The organism is Pseudomonas maumuensis (genome assembly GCF_019139675.1).
GTDB lineage: Bacteria > Pseudomonadota > Gammaproteobacteria > Pseudomonadales > Pseudomonadaceae > Aquipseudomonas > Aquipseudomonas maumuensis.
The window spans coordinates 4,839,609-4,863,197 of sequence record NZ_CP077077.1; the positions used below are offsets into that span (position 1 = coordinate 4,839,609).

Annotated in this window: 22 protein-coding genes and 2 pseudogenes; 9 read left to right on the forward strand and 15 right to left on the reverse strand. The window is 65.4% G+C overall.

Annotated features, from left to right (window positions below; genetic code table 11):
- Positions 1 to 122 precede the first annotated feature (122 nt).
- Positions 123 to 1,118 carry a catabolite repressor/activator gene (cra, locus tag KSS90_RS21590; RefSeq protein ID WP_046857071.1) on the forward strand — a complete coding sequence of 332 codons (996 nt, stop codon included), beginning with the start codon at positions 123 to 125 and terminating at the stop codon, positions 1,116 to 1,118.
- A gap of 2 nt (positions 1,119 to 1,120) precedes the next feature.
- Positions 1,121 to 1,897, forward strand: coding sequence for a TatD family hydrolase (locus KSS90_RS21595; RefSeq protein WP_217867197.1), 777 nt, complete (start codon positions 1,121 to 1,123; stop codon positions 1,895 to 1,897).
- A 33-nt stretch (positions 1,898 to 1,930) separates the two neighbouring features.
- Here the strand turns inward: KSS90_RS21595 and KSS90_RS25985 are convergent, their stop codons facing one another.
- From KSS90_RS25985 to KSS90_RS21615, 5 genes and pseudogenes are all read right to left on the reverse strand, one after another.
- Entirely contained in the window at positions 1,931 to 2,644 is a 714-nt protein-coding gene (locus KSS90_RS25985) for a methyl-accepting chemotaxis protein (protein ID WP_437180100.1), read from the reverse strand.
- A 144-nt stretch (positions 2,645 to 2,788) separates the two neighbouring features.
- Positions 2,789 to 3,910: pseudogene (locus tag KSS90_RS25990) on the reverse strand (HAMP domain-containing protein); the annotation flags it as partial.
- 151 nt (positions 3,911 to 4,061) lie between these two features.
- Entirely contained in the window at positions 4,062 to 4,892 is an 831-nt protein-coding gene (ampE, locus tag KSS90_RS21605; RefSeq protein ID WP_217867199.1) for a regulatory signaling modulator protein AmpE, read from the reverse strand.
- On the reverse strand, positions 4,889 to 5,455 hold the full coding sequence (ampD, locus tag KSS90_RS21610; RefSeq protein ID WP_217867200.1) for a 1,6-anhydro-N-acetylmuramyl-L-alanine amidase AmpD: 567 nt from the start codon (positions 5,453 to 5,455) through the stop codon (positions 4,889 to 4,891). The genes ampE and ampD overlap by 4 nt, the downstream gene beginning before the upstream one ends.
- Positions 5,456 to 5,543: 88 nt before the next feature.
- Positions 5,544 to 7,694 carry a DUF1631 domain-containing protein gene (locus KSS90_RS21615; protein ID WP_217867201.1) on the reverse strand — a complete coding sequence of 717 codons (2,151 nt, stop codon included), beginning with the start codon at positions 7,692 to 7,694 and terminating at the stop codon, positions 5,544 to 5,546.
- A gap of 245 nt (positions 7,695 to 7,939) precedes the next feature.
- Here KSS90_RS21615 and nadC point away from each other — a divergent pair, with 245 nt between their 5' ends.
- Entirely contained in the window at positions 7,940 to 8,788 is an 849-nt protein-coding gene (gene nadC, locus KSS90_RS21620) for a carboxylating nicotinate-nucleotide diphosphorylase (RefSeq protein WP_038707378.1), read from the forward strand.
- Positions 8,789 to 8,862: 74 nt separating this feature from the next.
- Here the strand turns inward: nadC and trxB are convergent, their stop codons facing one another.
- Entirely contained in the window at positions 8,863 to 9,825 is a 963-nt protein-coding gene (gene trxB, locus KSS90_RS21625; protein WP_028689829.1) for a thioredoxin-disulfide reductase, read from the reverse strand.
- A 327-nt stretch (positions 9,826 to 10,152) separates the two neighbouring features.
- On the opposite strand from trxB, the gene cysZ reads away from it, so the two are divergent.
- Complete coding sequence (gene cysZ / locus KSS90_RS21630) at positions 10,153 to 10,881, forward strand: sulfate transporter CysZ (RefSeq protein ID WP_217867202.1); 729 nt, start codon at positions 10,153 to 10,155, stop codon at positions 10,879 to 10,881.
- 114 nt (positions 10,882 to 10,995) lie between these two features.
- On the opposite strand, the gene KSS90_RS25995 is transcribed toward cysZ, so the two are convergent.
- Both KSS90_RS25995 and KSS90_RS26000 read right to left on the reverse strand, forming a co-directional pair.
- Positions 10,996 to 11,427 carry a methyl-accepting chemotaxis protein gene (locus KSS90_RS25995; protein ID WP_437180101.1) on the reverse strand — a complete coding sequence of 144 codons (432 nt, stop codon included), beginning with the start codon at positions 11,425 to 11,427 and terminating at the stop codon, positions 10,996 to 10,998.
- Between the two features lie 162 nt (positions 11,428 to 11,589).
- Positions 11,590 to 12,435: pseudogene (locus KSS90_RS26000) on the reverse strand (PAS domain-containing protein); the annotation flags it as partial.
- Between the two features lie 56 nt (positions 12,436 to 12,491).
- Here KSS90_RS26000 and KSS90_RS21640 point away from each other — a divergent pair.
- Positions 12,492 to 13,703 (forward strand): glycosyltransferase family 4 protein, encoded by a 1,212-nt coding sequence (locus KSS90_RS21640; RefSeq protein ID WP_217867204.1) that lies wholly within the window; start codon positions 12,492 to 12,494, stop codon positions 13,701 to 13,703.
- On the opposite strand, the gene KSS90_RS21645 is transcribed toward KSS90_RS21640, so the two are convergent.
- Positions 13,672 to 14,775 carry an NADH:flavin oxidoreductase gene (locus KSS90_RS21645; RefSeq protein WP_217867205.1) on the reverse strand — a complete coding sequence of 368 codons (1,104 nt, stop codon included), beginning with the start codon at positions 14,773 to 14,775 and terminating at the stop codon, positions 13,672 to 13,674. The two genes, KSS90_RS21640 and KSS90_RS21645, sit on opposite strands and share 32 nt — an antisense overlap.
- Positions 14,776 to 15,026: 251 nt before the next feature.
- Between KSS90_RS21645 and KSS90_RS21650 the strand changes: the two genes are divergently transcribed.
- Complete coding sequence (locus tag KSS90_RS21650; RefSeq protein WP_023630676.1) at positions 15,027 to 15,374, forward strand: HPF/RaiA family ribosome-associated protein; 348 nt, start codon at positions 15,027 to 15,029, stop codon at positions 15,372 to 15,374.
- A gap of 129 nt (positions 15,375 to 15,503) precedes the next feature.
- A complete protein-coding gene (locus tag KSS90_RS21655; protein WP_217867206.1) occupies positions 15,504 to 15,803 on the forward strand; it encodes a DUF3509 domain-containing protein in 300 nt (99 codons plus the stop codon).
- Positions 15,804 to 15,806: 3 nt separating this feature from the next.
- On the opposite strand, the gene KSS90_RS21660 is transcribed toward KSS90_RS21655, so the two are convergent.
- The gene (locus KSS90_RS21660; protein WP_031315617.1) at positions 15,807 to 16,277 is read right to left on the reverse strand and encodes a phosphate-starvation-inducible protein PsiE; all 471 of its coding nucleotides are present in this window, start codon (positions 16,275 to 16,277) and stop codon (positions 15,807 to 15,809) included.
- A gap of 222 nt (positions 16,278 to 16,499) precedes the next feature.
- Here KSS90_RS21660 and KSS90_RS21665 point away from each other — a divergent pair, with 222 nt between their 5' ends.
- A complete protein-coding gene (locus KSS90_RS21665; RefSeq protein WP_023631474.1) occupies positions 16,500 to 16,763 on the forward strand; it encodes a YebG family protein in 264 nt (87 codons plus the stop codon).
- 78 nt (positions 16,764 to 16,841) lie between these two features.
- Here KSS90_RS21665 and KSS90_RS21670 read toward each other — a convergent pair whose 3' ends face one another.
- Positions 16,842 to 17,861 (reverse strand): Leu/Phe/Val dehydrogenase, encoded by a 1,020-nt coding sequence (locus KSS90_RS21670; protein ID WP_217867207.1) that lies wholly within the window; start codon positions 17,859 to 17,861, stop codon positions 16,842 to 16,844.
- 123 nt (positions 17,862 to 17,984) lie between these two features.
- On the opposite strand from KSS90_RS21670, the gene KSS90_RS21675 reads away from it, so the two are divergent.
- Positions 17,985 to 18,791 (forward strand): SirB1 family protein, encoded by an 807-nt coding sequence (locus tag KSS90_RS21675; protein WP_217867208.1) that lies wholly within the window; start codon positions 17,985 to 17,987, stop codon positions 18,789 to 18,791.
- On the opposite strand, the gene KSS90_RS21680 is transcribed toward KSS90_RS21675, so the two are convergent.
- From KSS90_RS21680 to hmgA, 4 genes are read right to left on the reverse strand one after another with little or no spacing between them, the layout of a single operon-like run.
- A complete protein-coding gene (locus KSS90_RS21680; protein ID WP_217867209.1) occupies positions 18,780 to 20,129 on the reverse strand; it encodes an MFS transporter in 1,350 nt (449 codons plus the stop codon). The two genes, KSS90_RS21675 and KSS90_RS21680, sit on opposite strands and share 12 nt — an antisense overlap.
- A gap of 51 nt (positions 20,130 to 20,180) precedes the next feature.
- Positions 20,181 to 20,810, reverse strand: coding sequence for a maleylacetoacetate isomerase (gene maiA / locus KSS90_RS21685; RefSeq protein WP_217867210.1), 630 nt, complete (start codon positions 20,808 to 20,810; stop codon positions 20,181 to 20,183).
- Positions 20,811 to 20,823: 13 nt separating this feature from the next.
- Complete coding sequence (gene fahA / locus KSS90_RS21690) at positions 20,824 to 22,116, reverse strand: fumarylacetoacetase (protein ID WP_217867211.1); 1,293 nt, start codon at positions 22,114 to 22,116, stop codon at positions 20,824 to 20,826.
- Between the two features lie 3 nt (positions 22,117 to 22,119).
- Positions 22,120 to 23,421 carry a homogentisate 1,2-dioxygenase gene (gene hmgA, locus KSS90_RS21695; RefSeq protein ID WP_217867212.1) on the reverse strand — a complete coding sequence of 434 codons (1,302 nt, stop codon included), beginning with the start codon at positions 23,419 to 23,421 and terminating at the stop codon, positions 22,120 to 22,122.
- Positions 23,422 to 23,589 lie beyond the last annotated feature (168 nt).

Here is a 23,589-nt window from a genome sequence, read left to right on the forward strand (position 1 = left end):
AACGAAAAAGCCCCATCCTGTCGGACAATTGCGACAATGGTCGTCTGCGCGCGGGCCCGTCGATGGGTGAAACTAGCCGGTCAAGCCCCGCAGGCAGTCCCGGAAACAACAAGGAAAATTCGGTGAAACTCAGCGATATCGCCCGTCTGGCCGGTGTGTCCGTGACCACCGCCAGCTACGTCATCAATGGCAAGGCCGAACAGCAGCGCATCAGCAGCAGCACCGTCGAGCGCGTGCGTGCGGTGGTCGAGGCCCACGGCTTCACCCCGAACCCGCAGGCCGCCGGCCTGCGCAGCCGCCACACCCGCACCCTGGGCTTCATTCTCCCGGATCTGGAGAACCCCAGCTACGCCCGCATCGCCAAGCAACTGGAGCAAGGCGCCCGTGCCCGTGGCTACCAGCTGCTGATCGCCAGCAGCGACGACCAGCCCGACAGCGAACGCCAGTTGCAGCAGCTGTTCCGTGCCCGGCGCTGCGACGCGCTGTTCGTCGCCAGTTGCCTGCCGCCGGAAGACGAGAGCTACCGCGAGCTGCAGGCCAAGGGCCTGCCGGTGATCGCCATCGACCGGCGCCTGGACCCGGCGCACTTCTGCTCGGTGATCAGCGATGACCGCGACGCCAGCCGCCAGCTGGCCCAGAGCCTGTTGAAAACCCGCCCGCGCAGCATCGCCCTGATCGGCGCCCGCCCCGAGCTGTCGGTGAGCCAGGCCCGTGCCGGGGGCTTCGACGAAGCCCTGCAAGGTTTCGACGGCGAAGTGCGCCGCTGCCAGGGCGAAGCCTTCAGCCGCGAGTGCGGCCAACGCCTGATGCAACAGCTGATCGATGAACTGGGTGGCCTGCCGGATGCATTGGTGACCACGTCGTACGTGCTGCTGCAAGGCGTGTTCGACACGCTTCAGGCGCGCCCCGAGGACTCACGCCAGCTGCAGTTGGGCACCTTCGGCGACAACCAGTTGCTCGACTTCCTGCCGCTGCCGGTAAACGCCATGGCCCAGCAGCATGGCCTGATTGCCGCCACCGCGCTGGAACTGGCCCTGGCCGCCATCGAGGACAAGCGCTACGAGCCCGGCGTGCACGCCATTGGTCGCACCTTCAAGCAGCGGATCGCCAAGGCCTGAGCATGCGCCTGATCGACACCCACACCCACCTCGACTTCGCCGACTTCGACGCCGACCGCCCGCGCCTGCTGGCCAACGCGGCGGCGCGCGGGGTGGAGCGCATGGTGGTGCTGGGGGTGTACCAGGACAACTTCCAGCGAGTCTGGGACCTGGCCTGCGCCAACGAAGGCGTGCATGCGGCGCTGGGGCTGCACCCGATCTACCTCGAGCAGCACCTTCCTGAGCACCTGGCGCAGTTGCGCGACTGGCTCGAACGCCTGCGCGGCAATCCACGGCTGTGCGCGGTGGGTGAGTTCGGCCTGGACTTCTATCTGCCCGAACTGGACCCGGCGCGCCAGCAAGCGTTGTTCGAGGCCCAACTGCAGCTGGCCTGCGACTTCGAGCTGCCGTCGCTGCTGCACGTGCGCCGCAGCCACGCCCAGGTGATCGCCACGCTCAAGCGCTACAAGCCGGCGCGGGCGGGGATCATCCATGCCTTTGCCGGCAGCTACGAGGAGGCGCGCGAGTACATCAAGCTGGGGTTCAAGCTGGGATTGGGCGGCGCCGCGACATGGCCGCAAGCACTACGCCTGCGCAAGACCTTGCCGCGCCTGCCGCTGGACAGCGTGGTGCTGGAGACCGACGCGCCGGACATGGCGCCGGCGATGTTCCCGGGGCAGCGCAACAGCCCGGAGCACCTACCCGAGATTGCCGGGGCGCTGGCCGAAGTCATGGGGATCGAGACAGCGCTGCTGGCAGAAGCCAGCAGTCGCAATGCCTGCGAGGTGTTTGGCTGGTAGCGCGTTGCGATCCCTGCAATGCGTCGCCCCTGATTAAACCCTGAACGCCCCGATCAGCCGCTTGAGCTCCACCACCTGCGCCGACAACGCGCGGCTCGCATCCTCGGTCTGACAAGCGCCTTCGGTGGTGTCCTGCGCCGCACGGTTTATCGCCACGATGTTCTGGTCGATGTCGTGGGCCACGGCGGTCTGCTGCTCGACGGCGGCGGCGATCTGCTGGTTCTGCTCGACGATACCGCCGACCGCGCCAAGGATATTGCCCAGTGCCTGCTGCACCTGCCGCGCCTCGTCCACCGTACCGGCGGCCATCTGATGGCTGCTGCCCATCACCCGCACCGCCGCGCCCACACCATCCTGCAGGCGCTGGATCATCTGCGCGATCTCCTCGGTGGAGTCCTGGGTACGCCTGGCCAGGGTGCGCACCTCGTCGGCGACTACCGCAAACCCCCTGCCCTGCTCGCCGGCCCGGGCCGCTTCGATGGCGGCGTTCAGGGCCAGCAGGTTGGTCTGCTCGGCGATGCTGCGGATCACTTCCAGCACTCGGCCGATGGCCTGGCTGTCGCCCGCCAGCTGATTCACCGCCGCCACGCTCTGGTCGATCTCGCCCGCCAGGCGGGCGATGCTGCCCTGCTGGCTCTCCACCAGGTCGCGGCCCGAGGCGCTCTCATGATTGACCCGCTGCGCACCTTCGGCGGCCAGGGCCGCGCTGCGGGCGACCTCCAGCGCGGTGGCGCTCATCTGGTTCATGGCCGTGGCCACCTGTTCGATCTGCTCGCGCTGGCCACTGACCGCCTGGTTGCTGCGACTAGATACCGACAGCACCTGCCCGGCCTGTTCCTCGACCGTGGTCACGGTCTTGCCGACCTGCTCGATCAGCCCGCGAATGCGCCTCACCGTCTCGTTGAAGCCACGCCCCAGTTCACCCAGTTCGTCCCGGCTGCGGGCCTGGAAGCTGATGGTCATGTCACCGGCGGCCACCTTGTCCATGGCGTTGCCCAGGTTACCGAGGGTTTCCCGAGTGGAGACGTAGAAGCCGCTGTACAGGTAGATGATCAGCGCGAAGACGCTGGCCAAGGCCGCCACCAGCGCGACCGTGCGCAGGCGGTGCTGACCGAGGCGCTCTTCCAGTTGCCCGTGCAGATGGGCCAGCACGGCATCGTTCAAGCGGTAGGTCTGCGCCATCAGGTCGCTGGTCTGCTGGTAGAAACCGGCCCACGGCGCGTCCAAGCTCTCGGCCACCACCACCTGGTCCTCGAACAGGGTCGCCGCCTGCTTGACGGTGGCCTGGCTGGCCTGGGCGCTGCTGGCGAGCGCGAGCTTGAGCCCTGCATCGGTTGCCAGGGCGTCATCCAGGCGAATGGCGTAATCGGCGGACAAGCGCTCCAGGCGCTGCAGCAGGTCTTCGAAACGCGCGCTGCCCGAGGAGTCCATGAAGCCACGGCCCAGGGCCACCGCGCCCATTGCCCGGCCCTCACCAATGGCCTGGGTCACCTGGGCCGTGGCATTGCCGAGCAGCTCGCTCAACTGACGCACCGAGGCCTGGCTGTCTTGGCTGAGGCCCGACTGGCTGGCCACCAGCTTGCCCAGCACCTGGGCCTGGGCCAGCAACTTGTCGAACAGCGCCGCCTTGTTCTGCAGCGAGCTTTCGTCTCGGGCACTGGCGAAGGCCTCGGCCAGCTCGGCACGCTTGGCCTCGAGCGCAGGGTCGCTGCCTTTGAGGCTGTCGAGCCGGGCCTGGACCTTGTCCTGCAGCGCCGCGATGCGGCTTTCCACATCGCCGGCCTGGCCCGACTGGCCCAGCACGGCGTTGATCTGCAGCAGGTTGCCGAGGGTCTCCAGGTCGCCGCGCAACGTCAGGCTCTCGGACAACGGCGCCAGCCCCTGCAGTTCGCCATGGGTGGCCTGGAGCTGGTTGTAGGCGTCGCGTACCAGATAAAAGCTGGTGACCAGCATGGGCAGGAAGAACAGGACGCTGATCAGGCTGAACTTCATGCCGAAGCTCAGCCGGTTCATCAGTGCGATGGCCGGATAGAGCAGACGCTTCACAGGTCACCTCCTTGAATTCTTGTTGTTCTGCGGGGTAGCACTAGGCCATCTAGGGCCAGTGGCTTTGTATAGCGCAGATTGGAATCAAGGTTTGTAACTTATGGTTAAGCGATCGAACTCAGACCAGCACGGTCCACAGGGCAAAGCAGGCATACCACAACACCGCGCAGCGCAGCAGCAGCTCCCACAGGCTGTCCAGCCGCTCCAGGCCGCGCTGGCGGTCCTCTTCCTCGGGAATGTCGTCGGCCACCCGGCCAACCTTGGCCACCAGGTGTCCGGCGCTGACGTGCCAATCGAGCAGTTCGTGCAGCATCACGCGGGTCACCGCGACGAAGTTGCCGACCAGGGCGAAACTCACCGTCATCACCCGTACCGGCAGCCAGTCCATGGCGTGGCGCAGTTGCCCGGCCAGGGTCTGCAAGGCCGGCTGGCGACTGTTGTCCATGGTCAGCGCCAGCAGGCGGTAGGCCAGTGCCGCCGCCGGACCGAGCAGGAAGTACCAGAAGATCACCGCGAAGAAGCTCTGGTAGGCCTGCCACAGCAGGTGGCCCTGAACCCGCTTGATCAAGCTCTGGGCGTCGTCGGCGGCCAGCCCCAGGTCGCGCTCGGCCACATGCAGCGCGGCCTGTTCGTCACCCCGGCGCCAGGCGTCGCGAAACGGCCCCAACGCCGCCTTCACATCGCCGCGCCCCAGGCTGTAGACCAACACCAGCAAATGCACCGGCAGCGCCAGCAAGCCGTAGGCCACCGGCTCCAGCACATGCAAAAGCAGCACGAGCAGCGCCACCGGCGCCAGGATCAGGATACTCAGCGTCCACCACGGGTGGACCTTGCCGCTGTGCTCCAGGCGTACCAGCTCGCCCAGGTAGAAGCCGTCGCGCTGCAACCGCTGGCGCAGGGCCGAGAATTTCTCGACCCACAGCGCCAGCACCAACACCAGAAAACTCATGCCTTGTCCTCGTTGCGTTGCAGCGCGGCCCGGTAGCGCGGCCAGTCGAAGGCCGGGCCCGGGTCGGTCTTGCGCTGCGGGGCGATATCGTTGTGGCCACAGATGCGCTGGGCGTCGATCACCGGCCAAGCCGCACGGATCTCGCGGGTCAGCAGCTCCAGGGTGGCGTACTGCGCATCGGTATAGGGCAGCTCGTCGGTGCCCTCCAGCTCGATACCGATGGAAAAGTCGTTGCAACCCTCGCGCTCGCCGAAGCGCGACACACCGGCGTGCCAGGCGCGGTCGAGCAACGAGACGAACTGGGTTACCGCGCCATCGCGCTCGACGAACAGGTGCGCCGATACGGTCAGATGGTTGATGGTCGCGAAATACGGATGCTCGTCCGGGTCCAGGCGGTTCTGGAAGAACTCTTGCACCTTGCCGGTGCCGAAGCAGGCCGGAGGCAGGCTGATGTTGTGGATGACCAGCAGCGAGATGGCCTCGCCTTCGGGGCGGGCATTGAAGTTCGGCGAGGGGCAGTGGCTGACGCCGGTGAACCAACCGGTCGCGCGGTCCAATTGCATGGTGCAGATCCTGAAATGACGCCTGAGACAGGGAGCCAGTATGCCGTGGGCGACCAGCGCTTGCATGTAAATGATTGTGTAGGAAGATTCAGCTTTGCTGCGCCTGCTGTCCACGCAACCGCTCCAGCACCGCCTCTAGCGCCCGCTCGAACAGCAGGCCATCGTCCAGCAGGCGTACCTCGCCACGGCGCAGTGCCATGGCCAGCCCCATGCGGTTCCATTCGCGTACCTTCATGCCGGTGCGGTTGCTGAAGACCAGCCGGTCGTTGCTGTCGATACGCGCCACCAGCTTGCAACGCAGCGGCTCGTCGTCGTCCATCACCTCGACCCAGCTACCAACCTGCAACCGCTGTACCTGATGAACGGCAGGGTCATGCTCGTCGAGGGGCAAGCCAGTGTCCAACTCGGACTCATCGCTGACCACCAGCACGATATCGTCCTCCACCCAAACGTCGTCCAGCGCCGCATCCGCCTGCGGTGCGCCGCCACAGGCGCGCTGGTGCAGCTTCTCCAGTTGCAGGAAGAAGTCACGGGTGGCGGCGGAGTCCAGCGCCACCCCCGCCAGTCCGTTGCGCAGCGCCTTGAGCAGGCCCGGCACCTGCTCCAGCAGGCGTTGCGGCTCCCGGTACGGGGCAATGCTGACCAACAGATCATCCACGGTCGCCAGGGCTTCGGCCCAGGCCGCCGAGGCCTCGCCCTGCTTGAGCCAGGCCAGCAGCAGCACCTGGCTCCAGGACTGCACCAGCATCTGCACCACCACCTGCGGCAGCACCCGGCCATGCAGGCGGTCGTTCAGCTCCTGCTGCACACGCTGGCGGGCCAGCAGCGTACGGGCGCGGCCCTCCTCGGCGTCGCGGGTGCGCTGCTCGAGCAGTTCGTTGCGCCGACGTTCATCCTGGCTGAAAGCGAGAAACTCTTCGAGCAACTCGTCAAACACCACGCAATCATCGGAAAAGTCATTGAGTAGGCGCTGGACGATGCGCTCGACGCGCAGGTGCAGGCTATCGCGCAGCCCTTCGGCCTCGGCCTCCCAGCCAATGGCTGCGGCGGCGATTTCGTTGAGCAGGCGGCGCGCCGGGTGGCTGCCGCGGCTGAACACGCCCTTGTCGATCAACGCAACCTTGAGCATTGGGATGTGCAGGCGGGCGATCAACGCCCGCAGGCTAGCCGGCAAGTTGTCGTCGTCTTGGATGAAAACGAACAGCAAGTCGACCAGATTGATCGTGTCTTCGTCATCGACGGCAATGCGCCGCCGCGTGCCACTGCGCACACTGACCCGCAGCAGCAGTTGCTCCAGCTGCTGACCGAGGTTGAAGTCATCCGGCTCGCCAGGGGCCGGTACATAGTGCTGCAAGTGAGTGAGCAAACGCAGCAAGTCGCCGGTACTGGTCGGCTGCGCGGAACCTGCCGCCTGTAGCCGCGGCGCGACACGTCCGCGCACCGGTGCCAGCAGCGCCTGCACCGAGGCGAAGAACGCCTGCCCGGCGGAGTCGGGCAGCCCCCCCGGCAAAACGCTGGCCGGCACGCGCCTGGCAATGCCGCGCCGGTCTTCGGCACGGCGTCGTGGCGCGGGCAACAGGTCCGGCAGCACCCCAGCGCTGGCGAGCAACTGGCTGGCCTCGCCGTAGAGCAGGTCGAGGTCGCGCAGCACATAGCGCTCGAACAGCTTGAGCAGCACCATCTTGACCCTGGCGCCAACCCCCAGGTTGCGCCCGGCATCCAGGAAGTAGCCACAGAGGTTGCTGGGCCCAAGCGGATTGTTCGCGGCCTCCAGCGGCACCTCCAGCAACGTGGTGAAACGCAGATTCAGTTGCTCCAGCAGAAACCCGTCACGCGACAGTACCCGATCGACCATGGCCTGCACGGCGACCGAACGCTCCAGCATCGACTTGTCCCGGATCTGCGACCTGACCAGGGCCTCGAGCCCACCGCCCTGGCCAATTCGCGTGAAAGCGTCGTAGAAGGTATCGAGGAAACCCCGCTCGATGCTCTTGCGCTTCAGGCGCAGGTCACGCATGGCTTCGAAGTAGAGGTTCTGGTCGAGGCGGCCACTGGCCTTGTCGGCCATTTCGAACAGGGTGTCGTCAGCATTGTCGAACAACGCCTGCAAACCCTGGCGCAATTGCAGCGCGGCCTTGTCGCGCACTTGCAGGAGCAAGACCGGAAGGCAGGGCGAGGGCGCGCGCGCACCCCGGTCGATGGCAGCCGCCAAGGGCACCACCTTGCCTTCATCATGCATCCCGGACTCCTTGCTGGATGTTGCGTTGTTCGACTGGAAGGGGGATCGTCAAAGCTATGACGCCAATTACAAGGCGCTATTATCAGTGAAAATCCTGACAGCTGCTAGCACGCCGTTCGCGCGCCTCAACTGACAATGCATTCACGCGATTGCTCAAATCCCCTGACCAAAGGTCATCGACCCGGCAGCTGTACACGCCGCCCCCCTGCCCTATAATCGCCGGCACCTAGCTTGTGGAGCCGACCATGCCGAACCTACGCCTCGCCGACCTGACCGCCGAAATCGAAGCCAACGTGCGCCGCGCGCTGCTCGAGGACATCGGCAGCGGCGACATCACCGCCCAGCTGATCCCGGCCGAGCGCCTGGCCAAGGCGACCATCATCACCCGCGAAGACTGCGTGATCGCAGGCACCGCCTGGGTCGATGCGGTGTTCCGCCAGCTCGACCCGCGGGTGGCGGTGCATTGGCAGGTGGCCGATGGCGAACGCGCCACCGCCAACCAGGCGCTGTTCCACCTCGAAGGTCCGGCACGCTCGCTGCTCAGTGGTGAACGCTCGGCACTGAACTTCCTGCAACTGCTCTCAGGCGTGGCGACTCGCGCGCGCTTCCTGGCCGACCTGGTCGAGGGCACCCAGGTGCGCCTGCTCGATACCCGCAAGACTCTGCCGGGGCTGCGCCTGGCGCAGAAGTACGCGGTTACCTGCGGCGGCTGTCACAACCACCGCATCGGCCTGTACGACGCGTTCCTGATCAAGGAAAACCACATCGCCGCCAGTGGTGGCGTGGCCGAGGCCGTGGCGGCGGCGCACCGCATCGCCCCGGGCAAGCCGGTGGAAATCGAGGTGGAAAGCCTGGACGAACTGCGCCAGGCGCTGGCGGCGGGCGCCGATATCGTCATGCTCGACGAACTGAGCCTGGATGAAATGCGCGAAGCGGTACGCATTACCGCGGGCAAAGCCAAGCTCGAGGCCAGCGGCGGGGTCAACGAGACCACCCTGCGGGTGATCGCCGACACCGGTGTGGACTACATCTCGATCGGTGCGATGACCAAGGATGTGAAGGCGGTCGACCTGTCGATGCGCCTGAGCCTGTGAGCTGAATCGCAGGTACAAAAAAACCGGCCTGATGGCCGGTTTTTTCATTGCGGGGCAAGCCCGCAAAGGCTGGATCAGTGCGCGGCGTTGGCCAGGCCGTCCAGGTAACGCTCGACGTCCAGGGCCGCCATGCAGCCGGCACCGGCCGAAGTGATGGCCTGACGGTAGACGTGGTCGGCCACGTCGCCGGCGGCGAACACGCCCTCGACGTTGGTGGCGGTGGCGTTGCCTTCACGGCCGCCGTGGACCACCAGGTAGCCGTCCTTCAGGGTCAGCTGGCCTTCGAACAGCGAGGTGTTCGGGGTGTGGCCGATGGCGATGAACACACCGTCGACCTTGATTTCGTCGAAGCTGCCGTCGTTGTTCTTCAGGCGCGCACCGGTCACGCCCATGTTGTCACCCAGCACTTCGTCGAGGGTGGCGTTGAGCTTGAGCTCGATCTTGCCTTCGGCGACACGGGCGTGCAGCTTGTCGATCAGGATCTTCTCGGCGCGGAAGGTGTCGCGACGGTGTACCAAAGTCACCTTGCTGGCGATGTTGGCCAGGTACAGCGCCTCTTCCACGGCAGTGTTGCCGCCGCCGACCACGGCGACTGGCTTGTTGCGGTAGAAGAAACCGTCGCAGGTGGCGCAGGCCGAAACGCCCTTGCCCATGAAGGTCTCTTCCGACGGCAGGCCCAGGTAGCGGGCGCTGGCGCCAGTGGCGACGATCAGCGCGTCGCAGGTGTAGGTGCCGCTGTCACCGCGCAGGGTGAACGGCTTGTTGGCCAGGTCGACGGCATTGATGTGGTCGAAGACGATCTCGGTCTCGAAACGCTCGGCGTGCTCCTGCATGCGCTGCATCAGGGCCGGGCCGGTCAGGCCGTGGGGATCGCCCGGCCAGTTGTCGACTTCGGTGGTGGTGGTCAGCTGGCCGCCGGCCTGCATGCCAGTGATCAGCAGCGGCTTGAGGTTGGCGCGGGCGGCGTACACCGCGGCGCTGTAACCGGCAGGGCCGGAACCGAGAATGATGACGCGCGAATGACGTACTTCAGACATGTCGAACTCCTGTCGAGCGGGCCGCACGGGGCCGGCATCCGGGTGCCGGTTGCGCCAGCTGGAATTAAAAGGGACCCACGCAGCACTTGGGGAAGGCTACAACGCGTTGGTCCAAAACCGAAAAAGTTGAGCGCACTGTAGCGAGGCCGCAGAGATTAAGGAAATATCCTTCGACAATCCACCTTATAGACAGTCTCTATCCGCTGAGGAAATCCATAGGCATTGTCACCGCCCTTTGTTACACGCCGTTTCCCAAACGCGCCACGCCTTTCGTCGGCGCACCAAACTCGGTAAGGTCAGCGCGTTTTCCTCAAGCGGAGCACTCCGATGCAAGCCCCCGTCCTGTCCGGCCCGCAGTACCTGCGCGAAGGCCTGAAACTGATCCTGAGCCCGGGCCTGCGCCTGTTCGTACTGCTGCCCCTGGCGGTCAACCTGCTGCTGTTCGGCGGCCTGATCTACTTCGCCGGTCACCAGTTCAGCCTGTGGGTCGATGCGCTGATGCCCACCCTGCCTGACTGGCTGAGCTTTCTCACCTACATCCTGTGGCCGCTGTTCGTCGCCCTGGTGCTGTTGATGGTGTTCTTCACCTTCACCCTGCTGGCCAACATCATCGCCGCGCCGTTCAACGGCTTCCTCGCGGAAAAGGTCGAGGTGGTGGTGCGTGGCCAGGACAACTTCCCACCCTTCAGCTGGGGCGAGCTGGTAGCCATGGTGCCACGCACCCTCAGCCGCGAGATGCGCAAGTTGGGCTACTTCCTGCCACGGGCCATCGGCCTGTTCATCCTCTCGTTCATCCCGGTGGTGAACGTGATCGCCGCGCCGCTGTGGCTGGTGTTCGGTATCTGGATGATGGCCATCCAGTACATCGACTACCCGGCGGACAACAACAAAATGAGCTGGCAGGACATGCTCGCCTGGCTGCGCCAAAAGCGCTGGCAATCGATGGGCTTTGGCGGGATCACCTATCTGGCGCTGATGATTCCGGGGGTCAACGTGCTGATGATGCCGGCGGCAGTTGCCGGGGCGACGTTGTTCTGGGTGCGTGAGCGCACTTGAAAGGGCCGGGGGCGCGTTGCGCCCCTTTCGCCGGCAAGCCGGCTCCCGCAGGCACAGCACAACCCTCTGTAGCAGCCATCTCGCCGCGGCAGCTAAAGCAAGACGCTGAACGGATCAGTGGCTCAGCTGGCTGGAAAACTGCCCCACCGCATCCACCACCTTCTTCGCCCCTTCCTGGATCTCGACGATCACTCCACCGGTATCGGCGGCCAGAGCCAGCCCCTGCTCAGCCTGGCGCTTGCTGGTGTCGATGATATCCACCGCGGCCTGGGCCAGCTGTTCGTTCTGCTGCACCACCTTGGCGATTTCCTCGGTGGCGCTGCTGGTGCGCGAAGCCAACTGGCGCACTTCGTCGGCGACCACGGCAAAGCCACGCCCCTGCTCGCCGGCACGGGCGGCCTCGATGGCGGCGTTGAGCGCCAGCAGGTTGGTCTGCCCGGCGATATCGCTAATGGTCTTGATGATCGCGCCGATCACTTTCGACTGCTTGTCCAACGCCTGGATGCCCTCGGCGGCGTCCTGCATCGAGCCTTCCAGGCCACGCATCACCTCGACGGTCTGGGTCACCACGTCGGTGGCCTTGCGCGCACTGTCGTCGGTTTCCAGCGACGTGGTGTAGGCGATGTCGGCGGCCTGGGCCACGGCCAGTTCCTGGTTGACCTGGTCGGTGATCACGGTGGCGAACTTGACCACTTTGTAGAGCACGTCATGAGCGTCGATGATCGGGTTGTACGAGGCCTCCAGCCATACCACCCGGCCATGGGCGTCGATACGTTTGAAGCGCTCGGCGACGAATTCGCCGCGACGCAGCCTGTTCCAGAACTCCTGGTAACCCGCCGAGTTGGCCTCTTCCGGCTCACAGAACATGCGGTGCGACTTGCCGCGAACCTGCTCCAGCGTGTAGCCCATGGTCTGCAGGAAGCGGTCGTTGGCGGTCAGCACCTGGCCTTCGAGGTTGAACTCGATCACCGCGGTGGAGCGCATCAGGGCCTTGATCAGGCTCTCATGCTCGCGAGAAGTCTCGATGGTGCGGGTCAGGTCGCTGGAGTGCAGGGAGAAGTACTTGATACGCCCGTCACCATCCTTGACCGGCTGCAGGATCGAACGCAGCCAGGCCTCGTCGCCGTTGCCACGCAACAGGCGGAAAGCACCGTTGAGGTGTTCGCCACGGGTGATGGCATGCTTCATGCGCTGGTAGAAATCGAGCTTCTTCACATGGGCCGGGACGATTTCCTCGATATTGCGGCCGATCAACTGCTCGGCGCGATAACCCATCTCTGCCTCGAAGTTGCCATTGACCGACTCGATGCGCCCCTGGGGGTCGAGCTGGAGCACCAGCATCTCGCTATCGAGGCTGTTCTTGACCTGCTCGATGGACATCAGCTCTTCGCGCAGTTGCTGGATTTCTTTCTTAAGTTTGCTATTGAACATGGCCGCTCTCCCGGAGCGCATTCCCGTAGTCGAATGCATCTGCATCGGCTGCGTCCCGAGAGTTCTTGAGTACGCTGCAAGGAAATATTCATACAGACGAAACTGCCGGGAATCAGGCGTCATCCGCACGTCACAAAGACGTCATATAGCCGCAACGGAGGCGTCGGAGACTTTTCGTCATGAACACACCTTCCTTGCGCATCACCCTGGTCAGCGAAACCTTCCCACCCGAGATCAACGGCGTGGCCAACACCCTGGGTCGCCTCAGCGAGGGGCTGCGCCAGCGCGGTCACCAGGTCGAGCTGATCCGCCCGCGCCAGGCCTGCGACCATGCAACGGGCAGCGATGACGCGTTGCTGCTGTGTCGGGGCTGGCCACTGCCCGGTTACCCCGGCCTGCAGTGGGGCGAAGTATCGATGCACAAACTATGGCGTCGCTGGCGCCGGCAGCGTCCGGACGTGCTGTACATTGCCACCGAAGGTCCGCTGGGCCTGAGCGCCCTGCGCGCCGCCCGGCGCCTGGGCGTGGTGGTAGTCAGCGGTTTTCACACCAACTTCGCGCAGTACTCGGGGCAATATGGCCTGGGCCTGCTATCGCGGCTGCTCACCCACTACCTGCGCTGGTTCCATCGGCGTACCGCCATCACCCTGGTGCCCAGCATCAGCCAGCGCCTGGAACTGGAACGCCGCGGCTTCGAACGCCTTGGCCTGATGGCTCGTGGGGTTGACGCCAGCCTGTTCACCCCGGCAAGGCGCAGCCAGGCACTGCGCGAACAGTGGGGGCTGGGCATGGATGAGCTGGCCGTGCTGCATGTCGGGCGGCTGGCCGCGGAAAAGAACTTGGCGCTGCTGCGTCCCTGCATGGAAGCCCTGCACAAGGCCTATCCAGACCAGCGGCTGCGCCTGGTGATCGTCGGCGATGGCCCACTGCGCGGCCAGCTCGAACAACAGCTGCCCGATGCGGTGTTCTGCGGTGCGCAGCGCGGCGAGGTGCTGGCCGAGCACTACGCCAGTGGTGACCTGTTTCTGTTCCCGAGCCTGACCGAGACCTTTGGCAACGTGGTACTAGAGGCGCTCGCCTCAGGCCTTGCCGTGGTCGCCTACGATGAAGCCGCCGCCGCCCAGCACATCCGCCATGGCCACAGCGGCGCGCTGGCCATGCCGGGTGATCAGGCGGCGTTCATCGACGCAGCCTGCTGGTTGCTGGAGGAAAGCGAAACCCTGCGTCGGGTACGCCTCAATGCCCGCCAGCACGCCAGCCGCCAGGGCTGGCCGGCGATCATCGAGCAGTTCGAGGGTTACCTGTACGATGCCTGCCGCGGGTTGCAGGATACCCGCGAACAGCCGTCGCCCTTGATGATCAAGCCAGGGTCGTCAGCGCCTCACGGCTGAACGGCAGCACGTCTCCCTCGCGCCCCTCTCGAACCTTGCGCGCCCATTCGGCATCCACCAGCAAGGCACGGCCCACGGCCACCAGGTCGAACTCCTGGTCCTGCAAGCGTTGCAGCAAGCCTTCGAGGCTGGCCGGCTTGGCCACTTTGTCGGTGGCGACCATGAACTGCAGGAACTCGCCATCCAGGCCGACACTGCCCACGGTGATGGTCGGCTTGCCGGTGAGCTGGCGGGTCCAACCGGCCAGGTTCAGCTCGCTGCCCTCGAATTCCGGCTCCCAGAAGCGCCGGGTAGAGCAGTGGAAGATATCCACACCCGCGTCACACAAGGGCTTGAGGAATGCCGCCAGGGCCTCCGGGGTCTGTACCAGGCGTGCGTTGTAGTCCTGCTGCTTCCACTGCGAAAAGCGCAGGATGATTGGGAAGTCCGGGCCGACGGCTGCGCGCACCGCCTGGATAAGCTCGATGGCGAAACGCGAGCGTCCGGCCAGGTCACCGCCGTATTCGTCGTCGCGACGGTTGCTGGCCTCCCAAAAGAACTGGTCGATCAGGTAGCCGTGGGCACCGTGGATTTCCACGCCGTCCATGCCGATGGCCTGGGCATCGCGCGCGGCCTGGGCGAAGGCGGCGATCACCTCGCGAATGTCGTCGTGGCTCATCTCCTGAACCAATACCTGGCCATCCTTCTCCTTGCCGCTCGGCCCGTAGCCAGGCACCTCGGCATCCGGCTCGGTGCCCAGGCGGCGCACACTGCCCACGTGCCACAGTTGCGGCACGATGCGCCCGCCTTCGGCATGTACCGCGTCGACCACACGCTTCCAACCGGCCAGGGCATCTTCGCCATGGAAGCGCGGCACATTGGCGTAGCCATTGGCGGCCTTGTGCCCGACCGTGGTGCCTTCGGTGATGATCAACCCGACACCGGCGGCGGCGCGGCGACGGTAATAGTCGACCACTGCGTCATGGGGTACGCCACCGGGGCAGAAGGTACGGGTCATCGGTGCCATGACCACGCGGGTCGGCAGATCGAGGGTGCCGAGGGTGAAGGGCTGGAACAGAGGGTTGCTGGACATGCGGCGCTCCCGACGGGTGAGTAAATGCGCCTGAGCTTAGGGGCCGCCTGGCGGATGGCCCAGCATTATTGATTGCAGTGATCGGCTGTCATCGTTGTGAGCGGAACGAATTGCAACAGGAAATTTATTTTCAGAAAGGGCTTGAATTCGTCCGGCGCTTGCCTGACTTTAGAGTCAAGAGGCGCAGAAAAACCAACGCCCTCAGTGGCCTAGGCGCGCCTCTCGCGAGCAAGCTGAATAAGGATTGAATCATGCAAATCCAGGTCAACAGCAGCAACCATATCGAAGGCAACATCCGTCTCGACCAATGGGTCCGCAGCACTCTGCAAAGCAGCCTCGAACGTTACGAGGACGACCTCACCCGCATTGAAGTCCACCTGCGCGACGAAAACGGCGCCAAGCCCGGTCCCCACGACAAACGCTGCCAGATGGAGGCTCGCCCGAAGGGTCACCAACCGATTTCCGTGACCCACACCGCCACTTCGCTGGAACATGCCGTCGATGGCGCCGCCAGCAAACTGAACCACGCCCTGGAGCACTTCTACGGCAAGCTGCGCAGCAAGCGCGGCGCCCTGGAACTGAGTGACCCAGACGCCTGACCGACAACGGTTCAGACAAGAACGCCCGGCCTTGCGCCGGGCGTTTTCATTGTTCACCGATCAGCGGGCCTGAACCAACCTCGGCCGCGCCCGGTCAACTTCTGCAATCACTCATTGCAGAACCCGACCATGAACAACCCTTTCGATCACATCAGCGCCGCCTTCGCCCCGGAGTACCGGGTCAACCTGAGCATCGAACGCCTGGACGGCAGCATCATGCTGACCCTCTCCGACGACAGCGGCGTGGTTGCCAAGCGCCTGATCAGCCAGGCCCAGCGCAATGACCCGGTGCGCCTGCAGCGGGTCATCGACAGCATCCGCCTGGGCCTGGCCATCGAGCTGGGGCAGAACCCGCTGGAAGTGCTCGCCGCCCTGACCCGCCCCGCGCACAGCGAGCGCCGCTTCCCTGGCGCCGGTCTGGCCAACTGAGGGCTATTTGCCCTCGTCCACTTCCTTGCCGCTGGCATCCAGCGCCTTGGTCGACGGGTAGCGGTACGACGCATAGCGCACCACCAGGATGGCGAAGGCCAGCAGCAGGATACCGCCGCACACATACAGCAAGCCGACATCCGGCGCCTTGTGGTGCGAGACATCGCCGATCAACAAACGCGTAAGCGCGGTGATCGCCACGTAGAGCAGGAAGCGGATCGGCATGTGGTTGGTCTTGAAGTAGATCCCCACCATCGCCCCCAGCTCCAGGTAGATGAACAGCAGCAGGATGTCATCGACGCTGACCCCGCCCTTGCCCAGCATGTCCAGGAAGGTCACCACTGCCGCATAGGCGGTGATCGCGCCGATACCGAACAGCGCCAGGTAGTGGAAGGCCTCCACACACAGGTTGCCCAGCGAGTCGGCGGAGCCGTGCAGGCCCTTGCGCAGCTTTTCTGCCCATTTGATGTTCACGATGTTCGATTCCCCGATACGGCTGAAAGTCTTGTGCCATGCAGTTAAAGGGCCACGGCCCCTGTCTTGGAAGGCGGTCGATTGCCGCAGGGCACCTGTGGGCTACGCTGATTTTCAGTTTGCCTGGCCATCATTGCGGTTGCAGGGTGATGGCCTGGCGATGTACTGTATAAAAATACAGTTATCCGCAACCCAATCAGCAAAAAGGCACAGAGGTGATGAATGGCCGTCGAAGTGGTGTACCGCAGCAGCCGCGACCCGGAGCGCTTGTTCATGGATAAGGCCGAAGCAGACCGTCACGACAAGATGCTCGAGCTGGCCGAACGCCTGGCCGAGGTATTGCACAAGGCCGTGCCTTCGATGAGCGAGCAGCAGGTCGAGGAAGCCGGCATCTACATGGCCAAGAACCGCGATGTGTTCGCCCGGGCATTCAAGAGCCAGCCCGATGCGCTGGCGGAGCTGCTCGAAGGCGGCGCGGTGGAATGACGCCATCGCGGGGCAAGCCCGCACGGCCCGCATCCATGGAAAATCTCGTGGGCGCGGGCTTGCCCCGCGAAATGGCTTTCAGCCGTACAGCAATCTTTCCGCCAGCATCTGCGCCACCCGTGCCGGCGAACGTTTCTCCGCCTGGGCATGGGCGAACACTTCGGTCAGCCGCGAAGGTATCCGCGCGAGGTGCGCGGTAATGGTCCCCAGCCCCTCGCCCCGATGGGTCAGCGCCACATAGATCAGCCCACCGGCATTGATCACGTAATCCGGCGCATACAGGATGCCCCGGCTCTCCAACTGGTCGGCCACCTGCAGCGTGGTCAACTGGTTGTTCGCCGACCCCGCCACCGCCGCGCAGCGTAGTTGCATTACGCTCTGCCCATTCAACACCGGCCCAACGCCACACGGCGCAAAGATATCGCACGGCGTACTGATCAAGGCCTCATGGGCCACCGGGTGGGCATTGAGCTGCTCCACCGCCAGGCGAACCTTGCCTGAATCCAGGTCGCTGACCAGCAATTCGGCACCCGCCGCATGCAGTTGCTCGGCCAGCGCATAGCCGACGTTGCCCAACCCTTGCACCGCCACTCGCAGCCCCTCCAGGTTGTCACTGCCAAGCCTGGCCATGGAGGTGGCGCGGATGCCGGCGAACACGCCCAGCGCCGCATGGGGCGAAGGATCGCCCGAGGCAGTGGTGCTGGTGACGTAGGGAGTGGCCTGGGCGATGCAGTCCATGTCGAGGGTCGAGGTGCCGCTGTCCACCGCAGTGATGAAACGTCCCTGTAGCGTGTCGACGAAGCGCCCGAATGCCTCGAACAGCGCTGCACGGTTCTCCACATGCGGATTGCGCACGATCACCGCCTTACCGCCGCCCATCGGTAGGCCAGCCAAAGCCGCCTTGTAGCTCATGCCCTGGGCCAGGCGGATGGCATCGGTCATGGCGCTCTCGTCATCGGCATAGGGCAGGTAGCGACAGCCGCCCATGGCCGGGCCCAGTTGCTCACTGTGAATCGCCACCACTGCCTTCAAACCCGTGGGCGGGTCGATGAACAGGTGCAGTGACTGGGTGCGGGTGCTTTGCATGAGCGCGAACATCGACGGGCTCCCCCGAGAGGTGCTCCCACCAGTATAAACAGGTCAAGGCCGCACACCGCGCCGGCGGACCACTGGACGAAAAGCCGCGCCAGGGCTACAAGTTAAGCGTGATGGAGAAGCCCCATGAACCCACGCCAAGCCTGCCTGGCCTGCCTGGAACGCGAGCCGGTCGCCCTGCTGGAAGCCGCCCTGTGGATCGCCGCCGAGCATGACCGCACTGTCGAGCCCGCGGCCAGCCTGGCCAGGCTGCATGAGCTGCAACGCGAAGTCAGCACCAGCCTGCCGATGCTACCGGTCAACGAACTGGCCCAGCCCCTGCTGCGTCAACTCAACGCACTGGGCTACCAGCAGGACGAGTACCACCCGTTGCGCCCACACGTGGCCTTGATGGACAAAGTGCTGCAACGCCGACGTGGCCAACCTCTGCTGCTGGCGATCCTCGCCCTTGAACTGGCTCGCCGCCTGTCGATCCCCCTGGAGGGCGTGAACTTTCCCGGCCACTTCCTGCTGCGCGTGCCCGGTGCCGACCACCTGCTCGACCCTTGCGGCGGCCGGCGCCTGTACCCCAACGACTGCCGCGAACTGCTCGCCCGCCAGTTCGGCCCACAGCTGCCGCTAACCGCCGAACACCTGCGCAGCGCCTCGCCGATGCAGATGCTCCAGCGCCTGTCACGCAACCTTCGACAGTTGCATATCAGCAACGACAACGACCTCGCGGCGCTGGTCGATGCCGAACGGGTCATGCAACTGGGCCCGGCACAGGTCGGCGACTACCTGGCCCGGGCCACGCTGTACCAGCACCTGGACTGCCCCCAGGCAGAGCGCTTCGACCTGGAGCACGCCCTGCTGCTGACCGACGACCCGGTGCAGCGCCTGAAACTCACGGAACGCCTCGGCCAGTTGCCCAACGGCAAGCGCTCAATCCACTAATGCCTCGCCCTTGACCGTCGCTTCGCGCGGCTGCGGTGCGCGTACCCGGCTGATCAGCAGCGCGCCGAGCAGCGCCGGCACGGCGCAGAAGAAGAAGATCTGCTCCACAGGCATGTGCAACGTCAGCAGCAGACTGCCAAGCAACGGTCCGAGGATCGAGCCGAAACGCCCGACACCCAATGCCCAGCCGGTACCGGTGGCGCGCACCTGGGCCGGATAGAAGTTGCTGACGAAGGCATTAAGCGTCAACTGCCCGCCAATGATGCAGAACCCGGCGGCGAACACACTGGGCACCAGCCAGCGCGGGTCGTCATGATTGAGGCCGACCAGTACGCTAAAAAGCGCCGCACCCAGTAGCACACCGGCCAGCAGATATGCCTTGTTGGCCATACGGTCGGCACACCAGGCCAGGCACACCGCGCCGAAGGTGCCGGCGAACAGGAACAGCGAGGTCACCAGGTTGGCCTGGTTCAGCGCCAGCCCGCTTTCCTGCAGCAGCGACGGCAGCCAGCTGATCATGAAGTACAACAGGATCAGGCTGACGAAGAAAGTGCTCCACAGCAGCAGGGTCGGGCGGGCAAAACCGTCGCGGAACAACGCCACCACGGTGAGCTTGCTGTCCGTCGGCTCGTCGGTGGCGATGCGCGCCGCCGGCACCTGCCAGCCCGGCAGCAGGCGAGCGGTAACCCGTTGCAGCCGTGCATAGGGCGGGGCGTCGCGCAGCAGGCGCGGCAGCGACTCGGGCAGGAACAGCGCCAGGAACGGAAACAGCAGCAAGGGCGCCACGCCGCCGGCGAGGAACACTGCCTGCCAGCCGTAATGATCGATGAAGCCCGCGGCGACGAAGCCCCCAGCAGCGCCACCCAGCGAGAAACCGCAGGCCGCCAGGGTGACCATCAAGGTGCGCAGTCGGGGCGGCGCATAGTCGGCCATCAGCGCCATGGCGCTGGGCATCGCGCCGCCCATGCCGATACCGCAGAGAAAGCGCGCCAGCATCAGGCTGTCGAGGGATGAGGCGAACACCATCAGCAGCGTCAGGCTGGCGTACAGCAGCACGCAGCACAGCAGCACCCGGCGCACGCCGAAGCGGTCGGCCAGTGGCGTCACCGCCAGCGAACCGACCGTCAGCCCCAGCAGGTTGGCGCTAAACACCGGCCCGAACGCGGCCTTCTCCAGGCCCCAGTCCTGGGCCAGCGCGGGGATCACATAGCCCAGCACCTGGGCGTCATAACCATCGGTGACCAATAGCAGGATCAACAGCAGCAGCAGGCGCCACTGGTAGGGTGACACCGGGCGCGCGTCGAGCGCCGCGCGAAAGCTGGCTATCTGGTTGTGCATCGCAAGGTCCCTGTCTTTTGTTGTTATGAGTGCAGGTGCGGGCGGTGGCGATCAGTCGGGCGTGTCGGGCTGCCTCGCCGGATGGGCCTGATGGAAGGCCGGGTGCTGCTCGGCCAGGGCGGCCACCCGGCGAATGCGCGGGTAGCCACCGAGGTCGATGTTGAAACGCTCGGCCGCGTACAACTGCGGGATCAGGTAGACGTCGGCCAGGCCTGGCGTCGCCCCGAAGCAGAAGCCCTCATCGCCGATCAGCTGCTCCACCGCCGCCAGCCCCTGGCTGATCCAGTGGCCGATCCACTGGTTGACCTGGGCCTCGTCGTGCCCCAACTGACGCAGCTGGTTGAGCACGCTGACGTTGTGCAACGGATGAATGTCGCAACCAATGATCGCCGCCACGCCGCGAACCTTGGCCCGAGCCTCGGCAGCGGCCGGCAGCAGCGCCGGCTGTGGATACGCCTCTTCGAGGTATTCGATGATCGCCGGCGACTGCACCAGCAACTCGCCAGCGTCAGTACGCAGGGCCGGCACCCGCCCTTGCGGATTGAGCGCCAGGTAGTCCGCGCCGCGCTGCTCGCCCTTGAGCAGGTTCACAGGCTCGGCCTGGTAATCCAGGCCCTTGAGCGCCAGGGCGATGCGCACCCGATACGAAGAGGTGGAGCGGTAGTAGGTGAACAGTTCCATCGCCCTGCCCTCCTCAGCCGGCCGCGACGATGGTGCCACGGCATTCGCCGAAGCCGATGCTGGCCACGCCATCGCGCACGCAACGGGCGCGCAGGATGATCTCGTCGCCGTCCTCGAGGAACTTGCGCACTTCGCCGCTGGCCAGCTCCACCGGTTGCTTGCCGCCTTCAGTGATCTCCAGCAGGCTGCCGAACGAGCCCGGCGCCGCGCCCGACAGGGTGCCCGAGCCGAACAGGTCGCCCGGTTGCAGCTGGCAGCCGTTGACGCTGTGGTGGGCGACCATCTGTGCCACGGTCCAGTACATGCTGCGGGTGTTGCTCAGGGTGAGGCGGTGGGCCGGCAGGCTCTGCTCGCGCATGTTCGCGGTCAGCAGCAGCACTTCCAGTTCGATGTCGAAGGCGCCGCCGGCCTGGTCGCGCTTGTCCAGCAGGTACGACAGCGGCTGCGGGTCACCCTCCGGACGGGCCGGCTGGGCGCAACGGAACGGCTCCAGGGCTTCGGCGGTGACCACCCACGGCGACACCGTGGTGATGAAGCTCTTGGACAGGAACGGGCCCAACGGCTGGTATTCCCAGGCCTGGATATCGCGCGCCGACCAGTCGTTGAGCAGGCAGAAGCCGGCCACGTGTTCGGCGGCGTCACCGATCGGGATCGGCTGGCCCATGTCGTTGCCCTGGCCAATCCAGATGCCCAGTTCCAGTTCGTAGTCCAGGCGCGCACACGGGCCGAAGCTCGGCTCGGCCTGGCCCGCCGGCAGGGTCTGGCCCTTGGGCCGGCGCACGTCGGTGCCGGACGGGCGGATGGTCGAGGCGCGGCCGTGGTAGCCGATCGGCACGTGCTTGTAGTTGGGCAGCAACGGGTTGTCCGGGCGGAACAGCTTACCGACGTTCTTGGCGTGCTCGATGCCGACGTAGAAGTCGGTGTAGTCACCGATCTTCGCCGGCAGGTGCAGCTGGCATTCATCAGCCGGGTACAGCGCGGCCTTCAGCGCCGCCTGGTCCTCGCTACCCTCGCCCAGCAGCACCAGCAGGCGCTCGCGCAGGGCGACACGGGCCCCGCGGCCAAGGGCGAAGAAGGCATTCAGCGCACCACCGACGGTGGCTTCGACGGCAGCCTTGGCCGCCCCCTCGAACAACCCGGCGGCCAGCACGGCCTCGAGGTCGAGGATCGCGTCACCGATGGCCACGCCGCAACGTGGCGCCTGCCCTGGGCGGCTGAAGATGCCCAGGGGCAGGTTCTGCAACGGGAAGTCGCGGTGCCCGTTGGCGTGCTCGACCCAGCTACGGGCAATGGCGGTATGGTTCATCGGTTATCTCCGGTTCGGGTTGAAGGTGCTCGGCAAGGTGGCCCAGCAACTATCGTAGTCGGCCTGCAACTGCGGGCTTTCGAGGGCCTGGCGGCTCGGGCGCAGCACCTGGCTGGTCTCGAACATGAAGGCCATGGTGTTGTCGATCTTGTGCGGCGCCAGGTCCACCGAGATGGCCTTGTCGCAGGTCTCGGCGTCGGGGCCGTGGGCGCTCATCACCCCGTGCAGCGAAGCGCCACCAGGCAGGAAGCCTTCGGCCTTGGCGTCGTAGGCACCGTGGATCAGGCCCATGAACTCGTTCATCAGGTTGCGGTGGAACCATGGTGGACGGAAGGTGTTCTCGGCCACCATCCAGCGCGGCGGGAAGATCACGAAGTCCATGTTGGCCATGCCATGCACGCTGGTCGGCGAGGTCAGCACGGTGAAGATAGACGGGTCGGGGTGGTCGAAGCTGACCGTGCCGATGGTGTTGAAGCGGCGCAGGTCGTATTTGTACGGCACGTTGCTGCCGTGCCAGGCGACCACGTCCAGGGGCGAGTGCTGCAGCTCGCAGGCCCAGTGTTCGCCGAGGAATTTCTGCACCAGCTGCACCGGGCCGGTGCTCTCTTCGTAATGGGCGACCGGGGTGAGGAAGTCACGCGGGTTGGCCAGGCCATTGCTGCCGATCGGGCCAAGGTCAGGGATGCGCAGCGGCGCGCCGTGGTTCTCGGCAATGTAGCCACGGGCCTGGGCATCGAGCAGTTCGACCCGGAACTTCATGCCCCGCGGGATCACCGCGATCTCCAGCGGCTCGACCTCAAGCACGCCCAGTTCGGTGGCGATGCGCAGGCGGCCTTGCTCGGGCACCAGCAACAACTCGCCATCGGCGTTGAAGAACACCCGCTCCATGGAACGGTTGGCGCGGTAGATGTAGATGCTCACCCCGGCAGGTTTTTCCGACGCCGAGTTAGCCACCATCGGCAGCCAGCCGTCGATAAAGTCGGTCGGTTCGGACGGGATCGGTTGCGGGCTCCAACGCAGGCGATTGGGATTGACGCCTCCCAACGGCCCGGTCAGCGGCTGGCGCTCCAGACGCTCGAAGCGCGGGTGCAGGGCCGACGGACGAATGCGGTACAGCCAGGTACGGCGCAACTCGCTGCGGGTCATGGTGAAGGCAGTGCCCGACAGCAGCTCGGCGTACAGCCCATAAGGGGCCTTCTGCGGCGAGTTCTGCCCGATCGGCAGGGCGCCGGGCAAGGCTTCGCTGGCGAATTCGTTGCCGAAGCCGCTCAGGTACTCGAGTGAAGGGAAAGTGTCGCGGGTCATCGGTGCCTCCGGGCTGCTGGGAGCCGTTTCAGGCAGCTGGCTGCGCAGCCCGATCCTGAAACCGGCACCAAGGGCGGCAGCGCGTCTGCATTGTTTTTATCGTAATCAGATTACGAATAACGTAATTTGCCCGCGCGCAGGCGTCAAGCTATAAAGGCGCCACCCCAT

Excerpts from the sequence above, each read along its gene's own strand:
- trxB (WP_028689829.1), bottom strand. The coding sequence starts at position 9,825 with ATGTCTGAAGTACGTCATTCGCGCGTCATCATTCTCGGTTCCGGCCCT.
- KSS90_RS21665 (WP_023631474.1), top strand. The coding sequence starts at position 16,500 with ATGGCCGTCGAAGTGGTGTACCGCAGCAGCCGCGACCCGGAGCGCTTG.
- KSS90_RS21670 (WP_217867207.1), bottom strand. The coding sequence starts at position 17,861 with ATGTTCGCGCTCATGCAAAGCACCCGCACCCAGTCACTGCACCTGTTC.
- KSS90_RS21595 (WP_217867197.1), top strand. The coding sequence starts at position 1,121 with ATGCGCCTGATCGACACCCACACCCACCTCGACTTCGCCGACTTCGAC.
- KSS90_RS21650 (WP_023630676.1), top strand. The coding sequence starts at position 15,027 with ATGCAAATCCAGGTCAACAGCAGCAACCATATCGAAGGCAACATCCGT.
- KSS90_RS21655 (WP_217867206.1), top strand. The coding sequence starts at position 15,504 with ATGAACAACCCTTTCGATCACATCAGCGCCGCCTTCGCCCCGGAGTAC.
- KSS90_RS21640 (WP_217867204.1), top strand. The coding sequence starts at position 12,492 with ATGAACACACCTTCCTTGCGCATCACCCTGGTCAGCGAAACCTTCCCA.
- ampD (WP_217867200.1), bottom strand. The coding sequence starts at position 5,455 with ATGCAATTGGACCGCGCGACCGGTTGGTTCACCGGCGTCAGCCACTGC.
- KSS90_RS25995 (WP_437180101.1), bottom strand. The coding sequence starts at position 11,427 with ATGCGTGGCCTGGAAGGCTCGATGCAGGACGCCGCCGAGGGCATCCAG.
- KSS90_RS21645 (WP_217867205.1), bottom strand. The coding sequence starts at position 14,775 with ATGTCCAGCAACCCTCTGTTCCAGCCCTTCACCCTCGGCACCCTCGAT.
- hmgA (WP_217867212.1), bottom strand. The coding sequence starts at position 23,421 with ATGACCCGCGACACTTTCCCTTCACTCGAGTACCTGAGCGGCTTCGGC.
- maiA (WP_217867210.1), bottom strand. The coding sequence starts at position 20,810 with ATGGAACTGTTCACCTACTACCGCTCCACCTCTTCGTATCGGGTGCGC.
- KSS90_RS21615 (WP_217867201.1), bottom strand. The coding sequence starts at position 7,694 with ATGCATGATGAAGGCAAGGTGGTGCCCTTGGCGGCTGCCATCGACCGG.
- cysZ (WP_217867202.1), top strand. The coding sequence starts at position 10,153 with ATGCAAGCCCCCGTCCTGTCCGGCCCGCAGTACCTGCGCGAAGGCCTG.
- KSS90_RS21680 (WP_217867209.1), bottom strand. The coding sequence starts at position 20,129 with ATGCACAACCAGATAGCCAGCTTTCGCGCGGCGCTCGACGCGCGCCCG.
- KSS90_RS25985 (WP_437180100.1), bottom strand. The coding sequence starts at position 2,644 with ATGAACCAGATGAGCGCCACCGCGCTGGAGGTCGCCCGCAGCGCGGCC.
- KSS90_RS21675 (WP_217867208.1), top strand. The coding sequence starts at position 17,985 with ATGAACCCACGCCAAGCCTGCCTGGCCTGCCTGGAACGCGAGCCGGTC.
- ampE (WP_217867199.1), bottom strand. The coding sequence starts at position 4,892 with ATGAGTTTTCTGGTGTTGGTGCTGGCGCTGTGGGTCGAGAAATTCTCG.
- fahA (WP_217867211.1), bottom strand. The coding sequence starts at position 22,116 with ATGAACCATACCGCCATTGCCCGTAGCTGGGTCGAGCACGCCAACGGG.
- nadC (WP_038707378.1), top strand. The coding sequence starts at position 7,940 with ATGCCGAACCTACGCCTCGCCGACCTGACCGCCGAAATCGAAGCCAAC.